Here is a 20,865-nt window from a genome sequence, read left to right on the forward strand (position 1 = left end):
GGATGTAATAGAGGTCAGGAAGAAGGAAGAAGAAAGAAGAAAGAATTCTAAGTTAAGAAGGTAAATATGGTATTTTAACCTGTATAAAATACAGATTCAACTCCCTGTATTTCCTCGACTAATTGTTGCCATTCTCCTGAATTAATTAGAGAATATGTATCTAAAGTATGCCCTTTAGCTGACGAAAAATTGCCAAAATATTCTACCCAGTTTAATAGCGTTTCTGTATTCAAAAAAGGTGTGTATTTTAAAGATTCTTTAAGCGACTTCTGCATTTCGCTTTGATCTTTTTCACAGTAAGCCTGCCAAGCCTTCCATACTAAAGAGCTGTAGTTGACCAGGTTTTCTATTTTCGCTATTGACCTCTGCACCTCTTTTTTAGTAACAAAGGGATCTGTTTGGCGATCATCGCAAACTAAAGCTTTTTCGATCGCCTCCATCGACTCTGCCAACATCCGTTCCTCTTTAAACACTTGCTCGGCCCGCTGCTTGCAAGCTTGACCGATTTGATGGCGTAATTCTGGATTCATTGCCCAAGATTCTACAGTTTTCGCCAATTCCCTCGCGGTTCCCTCTGGATCGGTATTCGGATCTGGCAACAATTTCCCAGTCTCGGCAAGCCCTTCAGGAATACCGCCGACAGCCGTTGCAACTACCGGCAATCCCTTAGCCATCGCTTCCATTACTGAAAAAGAAGGCGCTGCATCTGCTAGAGAAGTTAAAATGAATATGTCGCTAGCATCCAGCCAATCTAGGATATCCCAGCGCTGTCCGATCGCCTTCACGCGATCGCTCACCCCTAACTCTTTAATAGTTTCCCTCAATTCTATTTCTACATTGTCAGCGCTTCCCTCACCAGTTCCTGCCCAGACAAAATACAGTTTAGACCACACAGGAGACTGCTGCAACTGCTTGATTGCTTCGATCTGATATCGATGCCCTTTAATCGATGCCAATCGAGCCGATGTGAAACAGACAATCGCATCTTCAGGAATTCCTATTTCTTGTCGCAGGCGTTGACGAGCCGCAGCATTAGGAGGTGCAAAATATTCAGGAGAACGCCCCAAGTAAATCACTTGTCCTCGCTCTTTCGGCAACTTGAAATGTTGGCACAATAAATTCAAATGTTCGTAAGCGCCAACAATCAATGCTCTAGCTTGCAGGCAGTGGTAGAGCACTCCTTCTACATAAGGCAATACATCCCCGCAGGCAAAAGTTGCGTGTTCTGGCATAACTAATCCCATCACCATCATGTATGGTATTCCCATTTCAATAACTACCTGTTTAGCTGCAAAATTGGAAAATGGCCAACCATCGCTAAAAATAATCATATCCGGTTGATTGCTAGCAAAAAGCTCTCGTGCATCCTGAGTATTTCTTAACACCCGCTGTAAATCTTTATGGCCACTAAAATCCAGCCACAAGTGCTCTATACCTAACTCTCGTTCTCGCTCAAGCAAGGGGCTAGAATATTTGGTTTGCACGCAAGTGACTCGATACCCTAATAAGGCTAACTGACAGAGAATGGCATGATTGTATTGCGCTAATCCTCCCACACCCGGATCGTCGGTGTTGTAGAGTAGAATGTGGGCTTGCCTTTTTGAAGGTGTGGGAATAGAACTCTGTTGAGATTGGGGTGGATTAGTCATCACCATCAAAATTATCTCTTGCCATTGGGCTAAGTTACTCAGCGAATAAGCGTCAAAGTTTTCACCATATTCTTCAGAAGCCATCTGAAAACTTTCCAGCCAATTCAAGACTGTTTTTGTGGGCGAAAAAGGCGTATATTGCAATGACTCTTCTAAACACTGGGCCATCTCTGTTAGATGACCGTCGCGATACATCCGCCATGCCAGCCACTTTAAGCATTGATAGCGTTCTGAGTTTTTTAACTGCCGGATTGACTGAGGCAAATCGGGTCGAGCGAAGAATTTTTTCATCACAATTTCTATATCCTTCATTACGCGAAAACCGCTTGACATGAGATTAGAATTGTGCTGGCGATAACAGGTAAGTGTCTCTTCTAACCAAACTGCTTTGCACCCCTTTAAAGCTAAACGCAAGGCAAAGTCTAAATCTTCTGCTAGTGGCAACTGAGAATCGAAACCGCCCAATTTTTCCCACCACTTTCGGCGCAGCATCATCGCACTCGGTCGCACGCATTTATATAGAATAAAGCTTTCTAAATCTAATTTAGATGCTTGCTGCCAAGGCTTGACAGCAGAAATCTCTCGCCCGGTTTCATCGACGATAACCCAACCTGTTTGCACCATATCTAAGGTGGGTTCAGCGTCAAAGCAAGCTAGTTGTTTCTCTAGCTTGGATGGCCGGAAATAGTCATCGGCATCTAGAAAGGCTAAAAACTCCCCTTGTGCTAGTTGGCAAGCAATATTTCTGGCGGCTGCTACTCCTTGATTTTCCTGGTATATGTAGCGAATTCTGTCAAAATAAGGCTGCAATACTTGCTGCGTGCGATCTGTGGAACCATCGTCTACAACTATAATCTCCAAATTAGTAAAAGTTTGACCTAGGGTGCTTTCAACCGCTTGTACGATGTAGCGATCGCCATTATATACAGGTATAATTACGCTTAATTGCGGTGTTTGAGTAGCTGTTGACATTATTTAGCTCGCTGTTAACCTATGATTATCTAGTTTAGATTAATGTGGCGGACATTCATTATTATTCTGTGTTCGGTTGCTCTACTTACAAAAACTTGAACTTTGGCAAAGTGTAGCATATAATTTTACATGGAATGATAACTCAAAAGGAAAATAAAAAATGAATTCGGAAACCGCGCAGGTGAATTTTCAGCAACAGGCAGAACTTTATTTAGCTACAGGCAACTTCGATCGGGCGATCGCACTTTGCCAACAAGTTTTGGCATCTGAACCCAACTCTGCAGAGACTTGCAAGACCTTGGGGAAAGCGCTGCAAGCTCAGGGTAAACTAGAAGACGCAAGGTATTGGTATAAAGTTGCGATCGCCCACCAACCGGATTTTGCCGAAGCTTTTGCTAACCTAGGCACTCTCTCCGCTACTTTGGAACAGTGGCAAGAGGCGATCGCCTGTTACCAAAAAGCCATCTCCCTGCAACCAAACTTTGCAGGATTTTACCGTAATTTGAGCCGGATATTTACCCAAGTCGGTCAAGCTGAAGAAGCAGCAGACTGTTGGTATCAAGCACTAATCGTGGAACCGATAGAAATAGCAGAAGAATATCTCGATTTAGGTAATACTTTGCTTGCCCAAAATAAGCCAGATAAAGCGCTGACTTGTTACCACCGCACGATTTATTTAAACCCCAGCTTTTGCGAAGCTTATTGCAAAATAGCCGAAGCGGCTAGCGAGCTAAAGCAGTGGGACGAAGCTATCGTTAACTACCGCAAAGCTATTCAACTCCAGCCGGAGATTTCGGAGTTTCATTACAAACTAGGCAATGTTTTGCAAGCTAAGGAACTCTGGCGCGAAGCGGAGGCTGCCTACCGAAAAAGTATTGATTTAAATCCCAATTCTTTTTTGTCATACTACAACTTAGGCAGCGTGCTGCTCAATTTAGAAAAATGGGAAGAAGCTGCGATAGCCTACCGCACGGCTGTTGAAATTAACCCGGGTTTTTCTTGGTCTTACTACAGCATCGGTGCAGCTTGCGATCGATTAGAAGAATGGTCTGAATCCGCCGCAGCTTACCAGCACGCTACTGAAGTAGACCCAAATTTTTTCGCAGCTTTTCACAAGTTAGGAGATGCACTTTTTAAGCTAGAAAAGTGGTCAGAAGCTGAGGCTGCATACGAACGGGCGATCGCACTAAATGCAGATTTATTTTGGTCTCATTATAACTTAGCTTTGACTTTAGTTAAACTTCAAAAGTTTGCAGGCGCAACACTCGCTTATCGGCGGGCGATCGCACTCGATCCAGAATTCTCTTGGACTTACCACAATTTAGGAGAAGTGCTGTTAAAAACCCAACAGTGGAAAGCCGCAGCTACCGCTTACCAACGTGCTATAGAACTTAATCCCACTATTTCTTGGTCTTATTACAATTTAGGCGATGCTTTTAGTGAAAGTCACGCATGGAACGATGCTGTTTCCGCCTACCTTTGTGCGATTCAAATCGAGCGGTCTCTACCGGGAATTTACATAAAATTAGGTGCGGCTCTAATTAAAAGAACTCCGGTAGATTCAGATGTAGCAACTAGCTACTATCACCACGAAATGCAGCCGCCGCACGCTCCTGAATTTTACTGCGAAATCGCTCAAAAGTTTGCTGAGAGTGATCGGCTTAACGAAGCCATAATGTTGTACTTGATGGCATTAGAAATTAGACCAAAAGATCCAGAAATATCCCCAAAATTAGAGGAGATTTTAGAAAAACAGCGTCAAACAGGGGAATCTACTCTATTATTAGAGTTAGAGGCTAAGGATATTCGCGATCGCTACATTGCCCGAGTAGTCAAAGGCAAGACTTTTGCAGAAGTCGGCGGCTTGTGGGGAACTGTCAGCGAAAAAGTATCCGTAGCTAGCAAATACGGTGCAGTTTCTCTGACAATGATTGATGCCATGCCGGCATCCCTTAACTGGTGGCAAGATTTTCACGATCGGATGACAAGTTTAAATATTGCTAATTATCACTGTATCAATCAAGATATCACTCAGATTCAACTTGCAGACATTGGCGAACCTTACGATGTAGTTCACTGTGCAGGAGTTTTGTACCATCACCCCCATCCGTTGCAGATTTTAGTTGCCTTGCGTCAGATAACTCGCGAGCATTTAGTTTTCACTTCAGCTATTACCCAAGAAGTTATAGAGAATGAGTTAGGACGCTATGAACTTCCCCCTTCTGGAGTAATGTTTATTCCCGCTTTGGACGACGCCGAACGAGCTATTTTAACAGCTTATTGGCAGCTATACATCAACAACAACCCACTTATAGGGATAACTGAGAAAGCAGTTTTTGACATGAACAATTTTGCGGCGTGCTGGTGGCTGCCTACAGCTACTGCTTTAGAAGCTATGTGCGAAGTCGCGGGATTTAAAGTTTTAGACAAAGGATTGACTTGGAGCAATAATGCTCTGACTCTGCTGCTGGGGATTTGAGGATTGCTAAACGAATAATAAGAGGACTTGCTTGTGCACAAACGGCTAAACACCCGGTTTATGAGCGGATTCCTCGTTTTCTTTCCCCAATATTCCTACTAGAAACCGGGTGTTTTCCGTAAGTCCTAAATAAAATAGCTGCCAACATTTTTTGTGAATAAAACAGGAACTGGGAAATAATCAATGAACAATCAGCAACCAGGGACGCCGTTAGGAAACATTTTAGTAGTAGACGATACAGCAGAAAACCTGCGTCTGTTGTCTACGATGTTGACTCAGAGGGGATACACCCCCCGCTGCGTGATTAACGGAAAAATGGCTTTGAGAGCCTGCAATTCTAATCCACCAGATTTGATTTTGCTCGACATAATGATGCCGGAAATGAACGGTTATGAAGTTTGTCAGCACTTGAAAGTAGAGCCTAAAACTCGCGAAATCCCGGTAATTTTTATCAGCGCTAAAGATGAAGTTTTTGACAAAGTAAACGCATTTGCTGTGGGAGCTGTTGACTATATCAGCAAGCCATTTCAGTTTGAAGAAGTGCTCGCCCGCATCGAAAGTCACCTTAGCCTGCGGAATTTACAAAAGCAGCTAAAAGAACAAAATATGCTGCTGCAAGAAGAAATCACGAGCCGCTTAGCAGTGGAAAAAACTCTTCAGGAAAAAAACCAAATCTTGCAACAAGAAATCAGCACCCGTCGCGCTGTTGAAAAAGCTCTGCAAGAGCAAAATTTGGTACTCCAACAAGAGATATCCCACCGCCAGCGCGCCGAATCTGCTTTATTAAAATCTAACCAAGAATTGGCGCGTTCAAATGCAGAACTAGAACAATTTGCTTATGTGGCTTCTCATGACTTGCAAGCGCCTTTAGCAACCATTGCTAGTTACGCTCAACTTTTAGAAAAACGCTACAAAGACCAACTCGACAGCCAAGGTAGTAAGTTTATCGGCAATATCGTTCAGGGTTGCACCCGAATGCAAACTTTAATTGACGATTTACTCGAATATTCGCGCGTTGGCCGGAGTCGGAAACCTTTTGAACTGACAGATTGCAATCATGCAGTCGAGCAAGCACTCGCGAACCTGCAAGGGGCAATCCGCGAGAATAAAGCCGTTGTCACCTACAGCGAATTACCAACGGTAATGGGGGATAGTTCTCAACTCGTACAGCTATTTCAAAATTTAGTCAGCAATGCGATTAAATATCGCCACGATGCACCGCCTGTGGTTCATATTGCCGCTTGTAAACAGGAGGAAAACTGGTTAATTTATGTCTCAGATAATGGAATTGGGATTGCTCCCCAGCATCAAAAACGTATCTTTCAAATTTTCCAGCGCTTGCACACTCAAAGAGAATATTCTGGGACAGGTATTGGTTTAGCAATTTGTCAAAAAATTGTGGAACTTCACGGCGGATGTATCTGGGTAAAATCGGAACCGGATCAAGGTTCAACTTTTTACTTTACTCTCGCTTAATTGAGACATAACTTCGGCCACAGCTATAAGCTATAAGGGAGGTAAAATTAATTACTTTCTATATTCTAAATCCTAACCTAGAAGATATAATCTAGAAGGTAATACTATTGAATATGGCCGATGAAAGCAGTAAAGAATTGGGAAAAATGTGACTATCGGGGTGTGGATATGGGCTATAGTTGCATTTTTTTAATTGGTATAAATGCCCAGTTATAATAAAAATTATTTTCCGTTGACAGTCTAGTTGGTGCGTGATATAATTTTAATTATTAAACAAAATTTTTGTAGCGCTTGCTTACCCTCCCTAATCTGACGGTCAATGTATGTGTACGTGCAATTGAATGACTGCCCTGAAAATAAAAGGTAGAATTCAAGTTAGTTTAACATTTTCTTGATTATTTTCTTGATTAATAAATATTATGAAAGCAGTTTTTAACTTAGCTTTGCCTCCTATCTGCTTTAAAGTTCTGTTAGTAGAAGACAACCCTCATGAAGCTGAGCTGATTGAAGATTTGCTGTCAGAAATAGGTGGCTCGCAGCGTATAGTGCTGACGAAAGTAGAGCGTCTCAGCGAAGCGCAGCAGCGATTGAATCAAGAAACTTTTGACATAATTTTATTAGACCTTTCATTGCCTGATAGTCTGGGAATCGAGACGGTAGCTCGGGTACAAGAGTACGGGGTAAATGTGCCGATCGTAGTTCTGACCGCCCAAAACGACGAAGAACTTGCCCTGCGGTTGATTGCGGTCGGCGTACAGGATTATTTGGTAAAAAGAAAAATTGACAGCGAACTGTTAATTCGATCGCTCCGTTACGCCATAGAACGCCAGAACAGTCAAGATGCTTTGCGAAAAAGTGAAGAAAAATATCGCTCGGTGGTGGAAAATTCCCTGATCGGCATTGCCATCATCGCTCCAATTATTGACAGCGAAATTCCTCTAAATTGCCACTGGATAGAAGTTAACGATGCCCTGTGCAATTTGCTGGGCTATGAGCGCTACGAACTCGTGCAAAAGAATTGGCTAGAGTTGACTCATCCAGAAGATTTGGAGGCTAATTGTGAAAATTTTTCTCAGATGTTAGCAGGTAGGCTCGACGGTTACATCTTAGACAAAAGGTGGCTCAGAAAAAACGGCGGAATAGTTCACACGCGAGTTTCCCGGCGCTGCATCCGTCGCCTGGACGGGTCTATCGACCGGATAATCGAAGTAGTGTTGGACGTGAGCGATCGCTACCGCTACGAAGCCAAACTGAAAGCGTCAGAAGAATTTTTAAACCACACCATAAATGCTACGCCAGACCCAATTTTCGTCAAAGATGAGCAACACCGCTGGATGATATTAAATGATGCTTTTTGTCAGTTGGTCGGCCAATCCCGGCAAGAACTGATCGGCAAATCAGATTATGACTTTTTTCCCCAATCAGAAGCTGCTGTTTTTTGGACAAAAGATGAAGAAGTATTGACAACTGGTATCTGCTTGGAAACCGAAGAAAAATTTACAGACTCGGCAGGGAAAGAACACATAATTTCTACAAAAAAAAGCGTCTTCCAAATAGCAGATGGTAGTAAAGTAATAGTCGGTACAATTAGAGATTTTACCGCATATAGGCAGCAACAAAAAGCCCTGGAACAAAGCGAAGCTCGCTTTCAAAAATTGGTAGCTAATCTGCCGGGAATAATTTATCAATTACGAATGTCAGCCACTGGAAAAATGTCTTTCCCCTACATCTCTTCAGGCAGCCGGCAACTCTACGAATTAGAGGCAGAAGCAATAGAGCAAAATGCGGAACTGATTTCCAGCGGAATTCACCCAGACGATCTCTTAGATTTAAAAGCATCGATCGCAATTTCAGCCACTACGCTGGAACCTTGGCAGCAGCAGTGGCGGCAGACTTTACCATCTGGAAAAGTTAAGTGGCTGCAAGGAGCTGCGAGACCAGAAAGGCTCACTAATGAGAGCAAATCTGGCAGCGCAGGCGATATTCTCTGGGACGGTTTAGTGATGGATATCACTGAATTAAAGCAGGCACAAACAGAGCGCGATCGTTTTTTTACCATATCCTTAGACTTGCTTTGTATTGTAGGTTTTGACGGTCATTTTAAACGTTTAAACCCAGCTTGGTCAACAGCTTTAGGCTACAGTATTAGTGAATTGTTTGCCAAGCCAATGATCGAATTTGTTCATCCAGACGATCGAAAAGCTACCGCAGCGGAAGGAGCCAAACTAATTGCGGGTTCGTCCAGTATCTCCTTTGAAAACCGCTACATCTGCAAAGACGGTTCTTACAAATACTTCCTGTGGACGGCATCGCCATTTAGCGAAGAAGGTTTAATCTACTCAGTCGGTCACGACATTACCTCTCGTAAACAAGCAGAGTCCCAACTCCAGCGACAATCAGTAGCAATGGCCGCTGCTTATGACGGCATCGCCATTTTTAATAACAATAAAGAATGTATTTATTCCAACGACGCTTATCTCAAAATGTACGGCTTGGCTAGCCCTAGCGAACTGTATGGGAAGCAATGGAAAATGCTCTACAGCAAAGCAGAAAATTTATTTTTTGAACTACAAATAATGCCGATGCTCCTGCAAAATGGGTACTGCAATATAGAAGCTATCGGTGAGCGCCGTGACGGTACTAAGTTCCCTCAAGAATTGTCGCTGACCATGCTTGTCGGTGGCGAAATAATTTCTATAGTCCGCGATATAACTAATAGAAAACAGGTAGAATCTGCCCTGCGATCGAGCCAGCGTCGCTACCAAACTTTAGCAGAAGCATCGCCAGTTTGCATATTCCATACCGATACCTTGGGAAATTGCCTTTATGTGAATAAACGGTGGAGCGAAATTACGGGATTAAACCCAGGAGTAGCAGCAGAAATAGGCTGGATGAATGCCATACACCCCGATGATGTCGAGCGAGTAAAAAATGAATGGCATCTAGCAATTTTTGAGAAAATTCCTTTTAAATCAGAATACCGCTTTCAGCGTCCAGACGGTCGGGTAATCTGGGTGATCGGTCAGGCAATTGCAGAAATCGGAGACAAGCAGGAAATTAAAGGCTATATCGGCACTATTACTGATATTAGCGATCGCAAACAAGCAGAATTAGATTTGCTGCGAGTTACTCAAGCGGTGGAAAGCACCAGCGATGCGATCGGCATTGCTGACTTGACAGGGCGATCGCTCTACCACAATCAAGCTTTTGTTCAACAGTACGGCTACACCGCAGAAGAACTAAACACAGCAGGCGGATTAACAGCAATTTACCCCCAAAGTAATGTGCTGCTAGAAATGTTTAAAACGATCCGTAAAGGCAAATCTTGGCAAGGCGAACTCAAAATCAACACTAAAAACAACAAACTGGTAACAACTTTATTTCGCGCCGACGCCATTAAAGATGAAACTGGTCATTTAATCGGGTTAGTGGGAGTAATTACCGACATCACCGAACGCAAACAAGCGGAGATCGCCCTGCAGCAGCAATTAAGGCGAGAACGGCTGGTAGTTGCCATGCTCGATCGCATTCGCTCCTCCCTAAATTTAGAAGAAGTCCTGACAACTGCTGTCGAACAAGTGCGGCAATTTTTGCAAACAGACCGCACAGTTATTTACCGCTTTAATCCCGACTGGAGCGGTATTGTAGTTGTCGAATCTGTAGCCAAAGATATAGTTTCGCTGCAAGATTTTGACTATTTGGATACGTGTTTTAGAGATAAATTTGTTGATATTTACCAGCAAGGAAATATTCGCGCTATAGAAGATATTTACGCGGAAAATATGAGTGAATGTCACATTAAATTCCTAGAAAAATTTGAAGTTAAAGCTAACTTAATAGTGCCAATTTTACAAGCACGAGAAAGCATTTCCCAAGTCCAACCGACGGCAGAAAATCAGCTCTGGGGACTCCTGATCGCTCACGATTGCAGTGGCCCCCGTTCCTGGGATTCCTCAGAAATAGAATCTCTCCGGCAATTGTGCGTGCAATTGGCGATCGCGATCCAGCAATCGACGCTATTTCAACAAGCAAAAACGGAAATTGTCGATCGCAAACTTGCAGAATCTGCCCTCCAACAAGCTGCATTAGCTGCTGAAAGCGCCAACCGCGCCAAAAGCGAATTTCTTGCGAATATGAGCCATGAACTACGCACGCCTTTAAACGGCGTTTTAGGTTACACTCAAATCCTCAAAACCGACAAAGACTTAAGCTCTGATCACCAAGAAAGTCTCAGCAATATTCAACAGTGCGGTCAACACCTGCTGATGTTAATCGACGATGTTTTAGATCTTTCCAAAATTGAAGCTAGAAAAATGGAACTCTACCCGGAAGAGTTAAATTTTCTAAATTTTACGAAAAACCTTGCTGATCTCTTTCAGATGCGGGCGTCTCAAAAAGAAATTTTATTCCATTACGAACAAGTCTCTCCCCTGCCTAGCGGCGTTCGTGTCGATCCAAAAAGATTGCGCCAAATTCTCATAAATTTACTCAGCAATGCCGTTAAATTTACTAACAGCGGCGGTGTGACTTTCAAAGTCGGCTATGTCGGCACAGGGGCCTGGAGTCGAGGGCAAGAAGAAAATTATGAGTTCTCGACTTTGAGTTCGGAACTGAAAGAAAATTATATGCGCTTCGCCCACAATCCGATCGCAGCCAAACACGCTTTAAAAATCCGCTTTCAAGTCGAGGATACCGGCATGGGAATAGACGAAAGCAAGTTAGAAGAAATATTTTTGCCATTCCACCAAGTAGGAGGCAATACGTTTGTTGAAGGTACAGGTCTCGGACTCTCGATTAGCCAGAAATTAGCGAAACTAATGGGTAGCGAAATTCGCGTGCACAGCACTTTGGGAAAAGGCAGCACTTTTTGGGTAGATTTAGAATTGCCAGCAGCTAAACGGTACTTAGAGGTGTCTCCTTTGCAGGAAAAACGCTGGCTTGTCGGTTTTGTTGGCAACAAGCAGAAAGTGCTAATCGTGGATGACAATCAACTGGATCGCGATTTGTTGTGCAGGCTGCTGCTGCGTTTGGGGTTTGAGGTTGCAGAGGCCCAAAACGGTCAAGAATGCCTCTGCAAAACAGTTGAATTTCAACCAGATATCATTTTAATGGACTTGCGGATGCCTGTAATGGATGGCTTAGAAACGGCAAGAAGACTGCGGCAGTTGCAGGAAGTAAAAGATGTTGTGTTAATCGCTATGTCAGCTAGCGTTTTCGAGGCTACGCAGCAAGATAGCATCCTCGCAGGGTACGATGCTTTTCTTCCCAAACCGATCGAAGCAAATCACTTTTTGGAACAGTTGCGCGTGCGTTTGGGACTAGAATGGATTTATGGGGAATCTTCGGAAAACAAAAAGCGCAAACATCCCAGTTTGTCACCAGCCTCTGATTTTCCTGCTTATTCTTCTCTGTTACCTGCAGCTTCTGAGTCGGTAGTAAAACTTTTGAAACTCGCAGCTATGGGCGACATTGAAGAAATTTTTGATGAGAGTGCTAAGCTGGAGAGTTTAGAACCTAATTTAATGCCGTTTGTCTCGAAGCTGCGCCAACTTGCTAAGGGATTTCAGCTCAAACAAATTCGGAATACTTTAAAGCAATATATCGATGGTCAGTAGTCAGTAGTCAGTGGTCAGTAGTCAGTAGTGATATCATGTGCGATCGCTCGATAGGACATGATATCACTCTAATAGCCAACCAAATAATTCTCCTACTGTCAGTTGCAATTCCCTGGCAAAAGATGGCATGGGCAATAACTGTTCCGGTTCGTCAAATACCTCCGTTGATTGAGTCGGCCGATATACAAAAACCGATCGCTCCTCTGGATCGATTAACCAACCCATTTGAGTTCCGTGCTTGAGACAATGTAAAATATTTTTAGTAACTTTAGTTTGGCTTTGGTCGGGGGAGAGGATTTCAATTGTCCAATCCGGGGCGATCGCAAACACATTTGCCACACCACCATTTTCTTTACGGGGAATGCGCTCCCAAGTGAATACAGTCACGTTGGGAACGATCGCTCGACCGCCAAAAATGCACCGTAGTTCTGGAAATGCTCGCGCCACCTTTTGAGGTTTAAGAGCAGTATTAGCAGCGCTTGTCAACTCGCCTTGAATGACACTATGTTCTCCTTGAGGCATCGGTTTTTGAATGATTTCACCGTCAATGTACTCGCTGGCTGGTTTGGTTTCTGGCAACTTCAGAAACTCTTGGAGTGTCAAAGATTTTGGCAGGGTTTGTACCATCCAATTTTACCTATAAAATAGAGTTTCATCTGCTATTTTACCCAAAAGTCCCGGACTCGTGCGATCGGCGATCCACTTACTTCAACATCCGGCTATAGCACCTTGCATCCTGCGGCTAATCTTGCTTCTATATATTCAGAGACAGTTTTTGAGAGAGTTGGGATTGAAATTACTTTGCCTCAGTAACGGCCACGGAGAAGACGCGATCGCCCTTCGCATCTTGCAGGAACTGCAACAGCACCCGCATCCGCCAGAATTAGCCGTGTTTCCGCTAGTGGGTGAAGGGCAAGCTTTCGCTCAACTAGAAAACGCCCGCATCATCGGCCCGGTGCAGCGGATGCCTTCGGGCGGCTTTATTTACATGGACGGGAGGGAATTTTTGCGCGATGTCAAAGGCGGCCTGCTGCAGTTGACAATCGCTCAGTTTAAAGCCATCCGCGCTTGGGTGCGAAGCCAACAACAGTCTGGGAATCAAGACGGCGTTATTTTAGCCTGCGGGGATATTGTACCGCTGCTGTTTGCTTGGCTCAGCGGCGCGCCCTATGCCTTTGTCGGTACTGCCAAGTCCGAGTATTATTTGCGGGACGAGGACGGGCCTCTGGCTCGCAAATCCAGGGTCTTTGGTGGGTGGAATTGGTCGCGATCGGTTTATTTGCCTTGGGAGCGCTGGTTGATGACTCGATCGCGCTGTAGAGCCGTTTTTGCCAGGGACGCGCTGACCGCCGAGACTTTACAAAAGCTGGGAATTCCCGCTTACAATCTCGGAAACCCGATGATGGACGGACTCGAACCGGAAAACCCCGCCGGTTTTTACGGCCCTGACGCAGAGTTTCGGGAAATCGAGCGATCGCTCATCATCACCTTACTCCCCGGTTCTCGAGCGCCGGAAGCCTATGCTAATTGGCTGCTAATAGTAGAGGCTGTAGCCGGAATTTTATCGCTGTTTGCCGATCGCAAATTGTTATTTTTCGGAGCCATTTCTCCCCAGTTAAACTTAGAAGCTTTGCGACCTAGTTTAGAATTTTTCGGCTGGCGACAAGACGGCGAAATTAGAACGCAGCGGCGAGAAGGAAGTATTTTGCGACCTCCTGTTTCTAGCGCTCAAGAAATGCAGAAAGAATCTCCTAATTTACTATTGCCCATGACATTTGTGCAGAGAAACGCCACGATGATTTTGACTCAGCAAAGTTTTAACGATTGTTTGTACGAAGCCGATTTAGCAATAGCAATGGCAGGTACGGCTACAGAACAATTTGTAGGTTTAGGAAAACCCGCGATCGCCATTCCCGGAAACGGCCCGCAATTTACTTTCGCTTTTGCAGAAGCTCAAAGTCGCCTGTTAGGCCCGTCATTAATTTTAGTCAAACATCCCGCCGAAGTTGCCGGCGCCGTGCAGTCTTTGCTCCGCGACCCCGACAGGTTGCAGCTAATCGCTGAAAATGGCTGGCGCCGCATGGGAGAACCCGGTGCAGCAGCCAGAATTGCCGAATGTTTAATTCAGCGGTTCGGTGGTGAATGCAGCAATTCTCAATTGCCTGCAATCGACTAGGGACAAAACAATGTTTTGTCCCTACCAAATATCTTTAATTCTACTTTTTAAACAAAAATCTCGTTGGCTAACTACTAACTTCCGTTGTCTGTAGTGAGGAATGCAAGTCCTCTGATTTTTATGAGGACTTGCATTCCGATGCTGCAAACCAATTTTATTGTGCTTGTTCGAGTAGGTGTGCAGGGCCGTGCACCTTACTAATAAGCTGTTGCGGCCTTGAAATTGTATGTCAAAAAAAATCAAAGTCTTGTGGGGTGGGCGTCCCGCCCGCCCTGAATATACAATTTAAATGCGCGACAGCTTACACCACTTGCAGAAAAATTTAATTCGCCGTTTTTTCCGAAGATGGAACCCAGAAATTAGCTTGAGGAATTTTAAAATCAGACTTAACCAACACTCCCGGTTCTCGCTGCACAGGCAGCACATCTAAAGTATCCGTTTGCGCGCAATATTTTAAATCTTCAATAACACCTAAACCGAGGAGGCGCTGACCGTGGCTGGCCCTTTCCAACAATTCGTGCAACCTATCTTGCCAGTGCAAATAAAGAGCAATAGCCCCAAATACTTCATCGTTACCAGCAAAATCGCTCGCAGGAATACCGCTTTCTGCCAGGAGACTTTGGGCGATCGCACCAGCACAAACCGTATCTTCCAACGAATAACTCCCTTCCCAACCAGAACCCACAATCCAAATAGTTTCCGGCTGTTTATTTAACAAAAACTGCACCACAGATTTGCGGTTAATCAAAGCCGCCGTTAACACAGTTGCAGCAGCTTGCACTCGTTCCAGAGCCCGAGTACCGTTAGTTGTGCTGATAAAAATTCGCTTCCCAGTCACCTTTTCTGGCGTGCAGTCGAGGGGGGAATTCCCCATGTCAAATCCGTCAACTTTGCCGCCACCGCGCTCTCCGGCGCGAATCCGCTTATCTGCAGGCCATTTTTCGCTCTCGGCCATTAGCTTATCTAAGTCGCTGAAAACTTGGACAGCTTCCGCCCCATTATTCAGGGCCGTTGCCATTGTCGTAGTCGCCCGCAGCACATCAACTGCGATCGCGCAAGCCGGCATTTTGTCGCCTGGCGTAAGTTCCGGGGTATGGTAAATAAAAAGCTTCACTTTTGGGCAACCTGCGATAAATCCTCATCAGTCATAATAATGGAAAATGGATGATAGAAAATAGAGTCGAGTCCTCAAAAGCAGAAAATATGTCAAAACAGTTAAATTCAAACCCCGCCCACGCCGCCATTACCGCACCAATTGGACTCCTGGCAGGTTTCACTTATCCTTTGCGAGCTTTCACGCTAATTTTGCAAACTCCCAAGCTGTGGACTTATGTATTAGTTCCCGTGGTGCTAAATTTTATAATTGGTATTGGTCTTTATTTAAGCTTGCTATTTCCCAGTTTGGCTGGGATAGACGTTTTGGTTGCCGATTTGTCCGTCCGATTTAATGCTTTAATTGCGAGTTTTCCAGCTTGGCTGAGCTTTCTTGGCGTGTTAACAGTCGCTTTCGGCTGGCTGCTGCGCGTACTCCTAGTGTCAGGACTTTTGCTGATAATTGGATTTTTGTTAGTGCAGTTTGGCGTGATTTTAGGTTCGCCCTGGTACGGCAAACTTTCCGAACAATTGGAACTGCTGCGGAACGGTCAATTGCCCGCAGAAGCACCAATGAATTTGGCGAGTAGTTTTGAGGATATTCAAAGGGCGATCGCCTTTGAACTGCGAAAACTACAAATTTTGTTGAGCGTCGGTATACCGCTGCTGCTGCTAAATTTCATTCCAGGAGTCGGCTCTATTCTTAGCAGTTTGGGTGGCGTAGCTTTGGGCGCGACTATTGTCTGTTTGGACTTTTTAGATGCACCTTTGGAGAGGCGGAGGCGACCTTTTCAGGAGAAGTTGGAGATCATTTGGGCGAGTTTGCCGGCCAGCGGGAGTTTTGGTTTGGTTTGTTTGGGTTTGGTAAGCATTCCGCTGTTGAATCTGTTGGCGATTCCGCTGTGTGTGACGGCGGGAACGTTATTTTTTTGCGATCGCATTTGGCCGGCGCGCTTTGCCCCAGAAGAAAGAAAGAGCGATCGAGAAACTAACATTACAACTTAAAAACTAGGGAGATGCTTCTTCCTTCGGCTGACTCTGGGAGTTAAGACCCAAAAACGGGCTTAACAACAGCCAGCTAATGAAGAAAAATGATGCTGTAAATAGCTGGACAATATCGATCGCCGACAAATATCCGTCAGATAATAGTGCAATAGTTCTATCTGTCAGCCCGAATATCCAAGAGAGAATCCCAAACAGCCAAATGCCTTTTTGGAGCATGGGCAAAAATGCTGAAACTTCGGAGTTTTGCTGCTTGTTCATTGATTTAGCCCTTGTTTGCGAAAAGTCTAATTAACCGGGGCACCCCAAGGGCTTAAGGATTTTTGGTGTCTCCTCGGATTCCCTTTGTTATCTATATGTTAAGAAATATTTCCCGATATGACAACGCGCCCTGAGAGGGATTCCCGCATCTATCTCAAGAGGTAGTTGGAGCGCTGACAAAGAGTTATATTTGCTACACTTTGGCAGCGACGCTAGAGATTTTGCCGATTTTTTGAGAGATAAATTGCTGACCACGGATAGCAGCGGGATCTCTTGGCACAAAAAAAAGCTTGTAATTTATATTGAATTATACCATACTACAAAATGAACAAGTCTGGTTAAAGAACGATCGTGAGTTTTGTACTGAGGAGGGAGAGTTATCAAAGCCCTAAAAGCCACAGCACAAACAATTTGATGATCAGTATCAACCCGGCTTGATATGAGTTCAGCGTCAATAAAATCGAACAATGGCACGCTTAAATCAGATTATTGCGATCGAAAAAGGCATCAAAAGCCGATCCGTCCAAGAACTCGCAGAAGCTCAAAAAGCACTCCAGAAGCCCGCTGTGCTTTCTGGAATCTCCCGTACTTACCGCCCCAAAGACGAAGAAGGCGAACAACTGCCGCCAGAGTCCAAAAAAGTTGAAGTCAAAGCCGAAGAGATTATCCGCAAAACGACTGAATTTTTGACCAAACTCTTCGACGTAACCGCAACCAAAGATTGGACAAATTGTAGCGCCAGCGCTGACATAACTGTAGACGATCAGAACTGCTGGGTTTTATGGTAATTTATCAATCAAAGTGATACGACTTCCCCAAAAAAGAATGCAAAACCAAGCTCTAAACCGATACAGCGTCAGTCATTTCCAATCTAAAATCTAAAATCTAAAATCTAAAATGGTATGATTTACTGCATCAATCCTCAATGCGAACAACGCGAAAATCCTGCTGCTGCTCAAAATTGTCAGGCTTGTGGCACGGATTTGTTAATTGCCGATCGCTATCGTATCCTTAAACCAGTGCGATCGCCCAATCCCGCACGCCCCACAGACATCTTTGAAGTCGAAGACTTGGGAACCGGGGAAAACGAATGGGGCACTGTCAAAATTTTAAAAGTCTTGAAACACGCCCACAATCCCGATTTAGTTCGCTTGTTCAAGCAAGAAGCGCGAGTTTTGATTTGGCTGGCCGGAAAGGGTTCAGTTCCCCATGTCGAACCTGACGGTTATTTCCAAATTAAACTCCCCCATAACTTCCAGAAATTGTCTTGTTTGGTGATGGAAAAAATTAGCGGAGAAAACTTGGCAGAATTCTTAACTAAAAAACAGTACGTTTCTCAAAAGCTGGCTCTTGATTGGCTGCAACAAATGCTTCGTATTTTGCAGGAAATCCACAAACATCATGTAGTGCATCGGGATATTAAGCCATCCAACCTGATGGTTGAAGCCAATGGAAAATTGAGATTAATTGACTTCGGCGCCACCACAGAAGCAGAGATAGAGACCGCACCCATAGGTTCTGCTGGATACGCTGCACCGGAACAAATTCTAGGTAAAGCAGGCGTGCGATCGGATTTTTTTGCTTTAGGGCGTACTTTTGTACACTTATTAACAGGCATAGAGCCGATCGACTTTCCCGTTAATGAAAAAACTGGTAAAATTAATTGGAGGAACCAGGCTGTAGATATTGACCCGTTACTTCTAGAGTCGATCGACGAATTGATCGAACCGCTACCGGAAAACCGACCGGAAAATACCCAAGTTATTTTAGAAAAATTAGAAAAATTAAAAATTCACGACGCAGACCCCCTGAAAAAGGGGGACGCAACATCGCTTCAATAAATCTCTTCCAACCTGCGAAAATCCCGCTCAACTTCCGCCCACAAAGCCCGATTGTGAGGGTCAGTTTTCACAGCCTTTTTCAAATAAATTCTCGCCTTATCAACCTGCTTTTCTCCGATCAAATGCCGTCCCCAGCGCTGATAGGCGATCGCCTGCCACTGACGCACCTCCAAATCTTCGGGAACCCGCTGGGCCAAACCCTCAATCAAGGCGATCGCCCGCGGGAACCTCTGATATTTCAGCAACTGCTGCAACTCAACATAAGCATCTTGCTTTAACTTTTGTTCTACCGCCGACAGATCCGCATTAGATTGAACCGCGGCCTCTTTTCGAGTCACTTTAACTGCTTGCGGTTGAGCTTTCACCCCCAGATCCGGCGGTGTCGAAGTAGGCGGCACAGTTGAATTGGCAACTTTCGACTCCGCAACATGGTGGGGGGCAACATTCACCAGGAACTTATAAGCCTCAGTAATAGCAATAAACTTATTTTTAGCCTGTTCGTTTCCCGGATTCACATCGGGGTGATACTGTCTCGCTAACTGCCGATAAGAGGTCTTAACTTGCGATAAACTCGCACCTGACCTCAGTCCTAACTGTCGGTAATAATCTGCAATATCCATTTAGCATGAATGAGCGTTGATAATTCCATTAAATATGGCAGAATCCTTAAATGTAAAGATTCTGCCAAAATTTAGTGCGAACTAGGTTGTAGTGGGAGGGTTGCCCACACTACGGTCGCGCAAAAATAACTTACGGACGATCTTCGATTACTCTGTCAATCAAGCCGTATTCCTTGGCTTCCTCAGCGGACATGAAATAGTCGCGATCCATGTCCTTCTCGATTTTCTCGATCGGCTTGCCAGTATTCTTAGCATAGATATTATTGAGCTCGTGGCGCAGCCGCAGAATCTCTTTCGCCTCAATCTGAATATCCGTTGCTTGTCCCCGCGTGCCCCCAGAAGGCTGGTGAATCATGATTCGCGAGTGAGGCAAAGCTAAGCGTTTCCCCTTCGCACCGGCAGCTAACAGGAAAGAACCCATCGAAGCAGCCAAGCCCACACAAATCGTCACCACGTCTGATTTAATGTGCTGCATGGTATCAAAAATAGCCATGCCTGCCGACACCATTCCCCCTGGGGAATTGATGTACAAAATAATATCCTTACCAGAATCTTCCGAATCAAGATAGAGCATCACAGCGATGATTTGATTGGCAATTTCATCGTCAATGTCTCTGCCCAAGAAAATAATTCGTTCCCGGTAGAGGCGATCGTAGATATTAATCCACTGAGTATCATAACCACCCGGCATTTTGTAGGGAACTTTTGGCACACCTATAGGCATAATTCGGAACTCCGTTTAGTTGGTAATTGGTGATCGGGCAATTGGGCATCGGGCAATTGGGCAATTGGGCATTGGGCATTGGGCAATTGGGCAATTGGGCATTGGGCATCGGGCATTGTTAGTCATAAAAAGACTATTTAGTAACTAATCAGGGTAGGAACTACTAGGCATTAACCCTTAATTCTTAGTCATTCCCGATTCCCGATTCCCGATTCCCAATTCCCGATTCCCGATTCCCGATTCCCAGTTAGATGACTCCTGCAGGCAGCGGTTTCGGCAATTCTTCCGAACTTTCAAGAACGCGATCGATCAAACCGTATTCTTTCGCTTCATAAGGCGTCATGTACAGCAACCGATCCATATCTTTAGTAATCTTTTCGATCGGTTGGCCAGTACAGCTTGCAAAAATATCAAGCATTGTCGCTTTATTTGCCAGCACTTCCTTAGCCCGAATTTGAATGTCGCTTGCTTGACCCCGCGTGTAAGCCTTGGGTTGATGCAACACAATCGAAGCGTGGGGCAAACTCGCCCGAAAGCCTTTTGTACCGGCCGCTAACAGCATCGCAGACATCCCCATTGCCGAACCGAGGCAAATAGTGTGCACAGGCGGCTTAATGTACCTGATCGTATCGCAGATAGCGAAGGCTTCTGTTTCAAAGCCGACGGGTTCGCCACTGTAACCAGAAGTGCCGGTCGAGTTGATGTAGATTTTGATCGGCTTATCCGGGTCTTCGTACTGCAAGAACAACAGTTCAGCGATAATCAGTTCTGTTACCGCAGGCACCAGAGGCATCCCCAGATAAACGATCCGCTCCTTCAGCAACAGGGATGGCAAATCGGGAGGTGGCGTCCGAGAGTTCCCTTCCCCGTAGTATGGCGATTGCACAGCTTTAATTGGTGTGTTCATATAACCGAAATGTTGCCTGAACTGATGGAGCTATTCTTAAAGAAATAGTAA

General features: G+C 44.8%; 14 protein-coding genes. 7 read left to right on the forward strand and 7 right to left on the reverse strand.

Annotation, left to right across the window (positions count from 1 at the left end):
- Window positions 1-74: 74 nt before the first annotated feature.
- On the reverse strand, window positions 75-2,621 hold the full coding sequence (locus tag QT979_RS11025) for a glycosyltransferase (RefSeq protein WP_333309846.1): 2,547 nt from the start codon (window positions 2,619-2,621) through the stop codon (window positions 75-77).
- A gap of 160 nt (window positions 2,622-2,781) precedes the next feature.
- Between QT979_RS11025 and QT979_RS11030 the strand changes: the two genes are divergently transcribed.
- The 3 genes from QT979_RS11030 to QT979_RS11040 all read left to right on the forward strand — a co-directional run bounded on the left by QT979_RS11030 (window position 2,782) and on the right by QT979_RS11040 (window position 12,191).
- Window positions 2,782-5,100 (forward strand): tetratricopeptide repeat protein, encoded by a 2,319-nt coding sequence (locus QT979_RS11030; RefSeq protein ID WP_333309849.1) that lies wholly within the window; start codon window positions 2,782-2,784, stop codon window positions 5,098-5,100.
- 183 nt (window positions 5,101-5,283) lie between these two features.
- Window positions 5,284-6,576, forward strand: coding sequence for an ATP-binding protein (locus QT979_RS11035; RefSeq protein WP_333209282.1), 1,293 nt, complete (start codon window positions 5,284-5,286; stop codon window positions 6,574-6,576).
- Between the two features lie 419 nt (window positions 6,577-6,995).
- On the forward strand, window positions 6,996-12,191 hold the full coding sequence (locus QT979_RS11040) for a PAS domain S-box protein (RefSeq protein ID WP_333209283.1): 5,196 nt from the start codon (window positions 6,996-6,998) through the stop codon (window positions 12,189-12,191).
- Between the two features lie 63 nt (window positions 12,192-12,254).
- Here QT979_RS11040 and QT979_RS11045 read toward each other — a convergent pair whose 3' ends face one another.
- Window positions 12,255-12,818, reverse strand: coding sequence for a Uma2 family endonuclease (locus QT979_RS11045; RefSeq protein WP_333309852.1), 564 nt, complete (start codon window positions 12,816-12,818; stop codon window positions 12,255-12,257).
- Window positions 12,819-12,981: 163 nt separating this feature from the next.
- On the opposite strand from QT979_RS11045, the gene QT979_RS11050 reads away from it, so the two are divergent.
- Entirely contained in the window at window positions 12,982-14,367 is a 1,386-nt protein-coding gene (locus QT979_RS11050; protein WP_333309855.1) for a lipid-A-disaccharide synthase-related protein, read from the forward strand.
- Window positions 14,368-14,689: 322 nt separating this feature from the next.
- Here QT979_RS11050 and QT979_RS11055 read toward each other — a convergent pair whose 3' ends face one another.
- Complete coding sequence (locus QT979_RS11055) at window positions 14,690-15,481, reverse strand: 2-phosphosulfolactate phosphatase family protein (protein WP_333309857.1); 792 nt, start codon at window positions 15,479-15,481, stop codon at window positions 14,690-14,692.
- A gap of 89 nt (window positions 15,482-15,570) precedes the next feature.
- Between QT979_RS11055 and QT979_RS11060 the strand changes: the two genes are divergently transcribed.
- Window positions 15,571-16,464 carry an EI24 domain-containing protein gene (locus QT979_RS11060; RefSeq protein WP_445304774.1) on the forward strand — a complete coding sequence of 298 codons (894 nt, stop codon included), beginning with the start codon at window positions 15,571-15,573 and terminating at the stop codon, window positions 16,462-16,464.
- A gap of 3 nt (window positions 16,465-16,467) precedes the next feature.
- Here the strand turns inward: QT979_RS11060 and QT979_RS11065 are convergent, their stop codons facing one another.
- Window positions 16,468-16,722: a hypothetical protein gene (locus tag QT979_RS11065; RefSeq protein ID WP_333084919.1), complete on the reverse strand. Its 255-nt coding sequence runs from the start codon at window positions 16,720-16,722 to the stop codon at window positions 16,468-16,470.
- A 467-nt stretch (window positions 16,723-17,189) separates the two neighbouring features.
- Between QT979_RS11065 and QT979_RS11070 the strand changes: the two genes are divergently transcribed.
- Both QT979_RS11070 and QT979_RS11075 read left to right on the forward strand, forming a co-directional pair.
- Window positions 17,190-17,510 (forward strand): DUF7873 family protein, encoded by a 321-nt coding sequence (locus tag QT979_RS11070; protein ID WP_333209293.1) that lies wholly within the window; start codon window positions 17,190-17,192, stop codon window positions 17,508-17,510.
- Between the two features lie 114 nt (window positions 17,511-17,624).
- Window positions 17,625-18,563, forward strand: coding sequence for a serine/threonine-protein kinase (locus QT979_RS11075; RefSeq protein ID WP_333209294.1), 939 nt, complete (start codon window positions 17,625-17,627; stop codon window positions 18,561-18,563).
- Here the strand turns inward: QT979_RS11075 and QT979_RS11080 are convergent.
- From QT979_RS11080 to QT979_RS11090, 3 genes are all read right to left on the reverse strand, one after another.
- A complete protein-coding gene (locus tag QT979_RS11080) occupies window positions 18,557-19,183 on the reverse strand; it encodes a J domain-containing protein (RefSeq protein ID WP_333209296.1) in 627 nt (208 codons plus the stop codon). The two genes, QT979_RS11075 and QT979_RS11080, sit on opposite strands and share 7 nt — an antisense overlap.
- A 130-nt stretch (window positions 19,184-19,313) precedes the next feature.
- A complete protein-coding gene (locus QT979_RS11085; RefSeq protein WP_172188328.1) occupies window positions 19,314-19,907 on the reverse strand; it encodes an ATP-dependent Clp protease proteolytic subunit in 594 nt (197 codons plus the stop codon).
- A gap of 247 nt (window positions 19,908-20,154) precedes the next feature.
- Window positions 20,155-20,814, reverse strand: a complete 660-nt coding sequence (locus tag QT979_RS11090; RefSeq protein WP_333209298.1) for an ATP-dependent Clp protease proteolytic subunit — start codon at window positions 20,812-20,814, stop codon at window positions 20,155-20,157.
- Window positions 20,815-20,865 lie beyond the last annotated feature (51 nt).

Source organism: Microcoleus sp. w2-18bC1 (assembly GCF_036700365.1).
Classification (GTDB): Bacteria; Cyanobacteriota; Cyanobacteriia; order Cyanobacteriales; family Microcoleaceae; genus Microcoleus.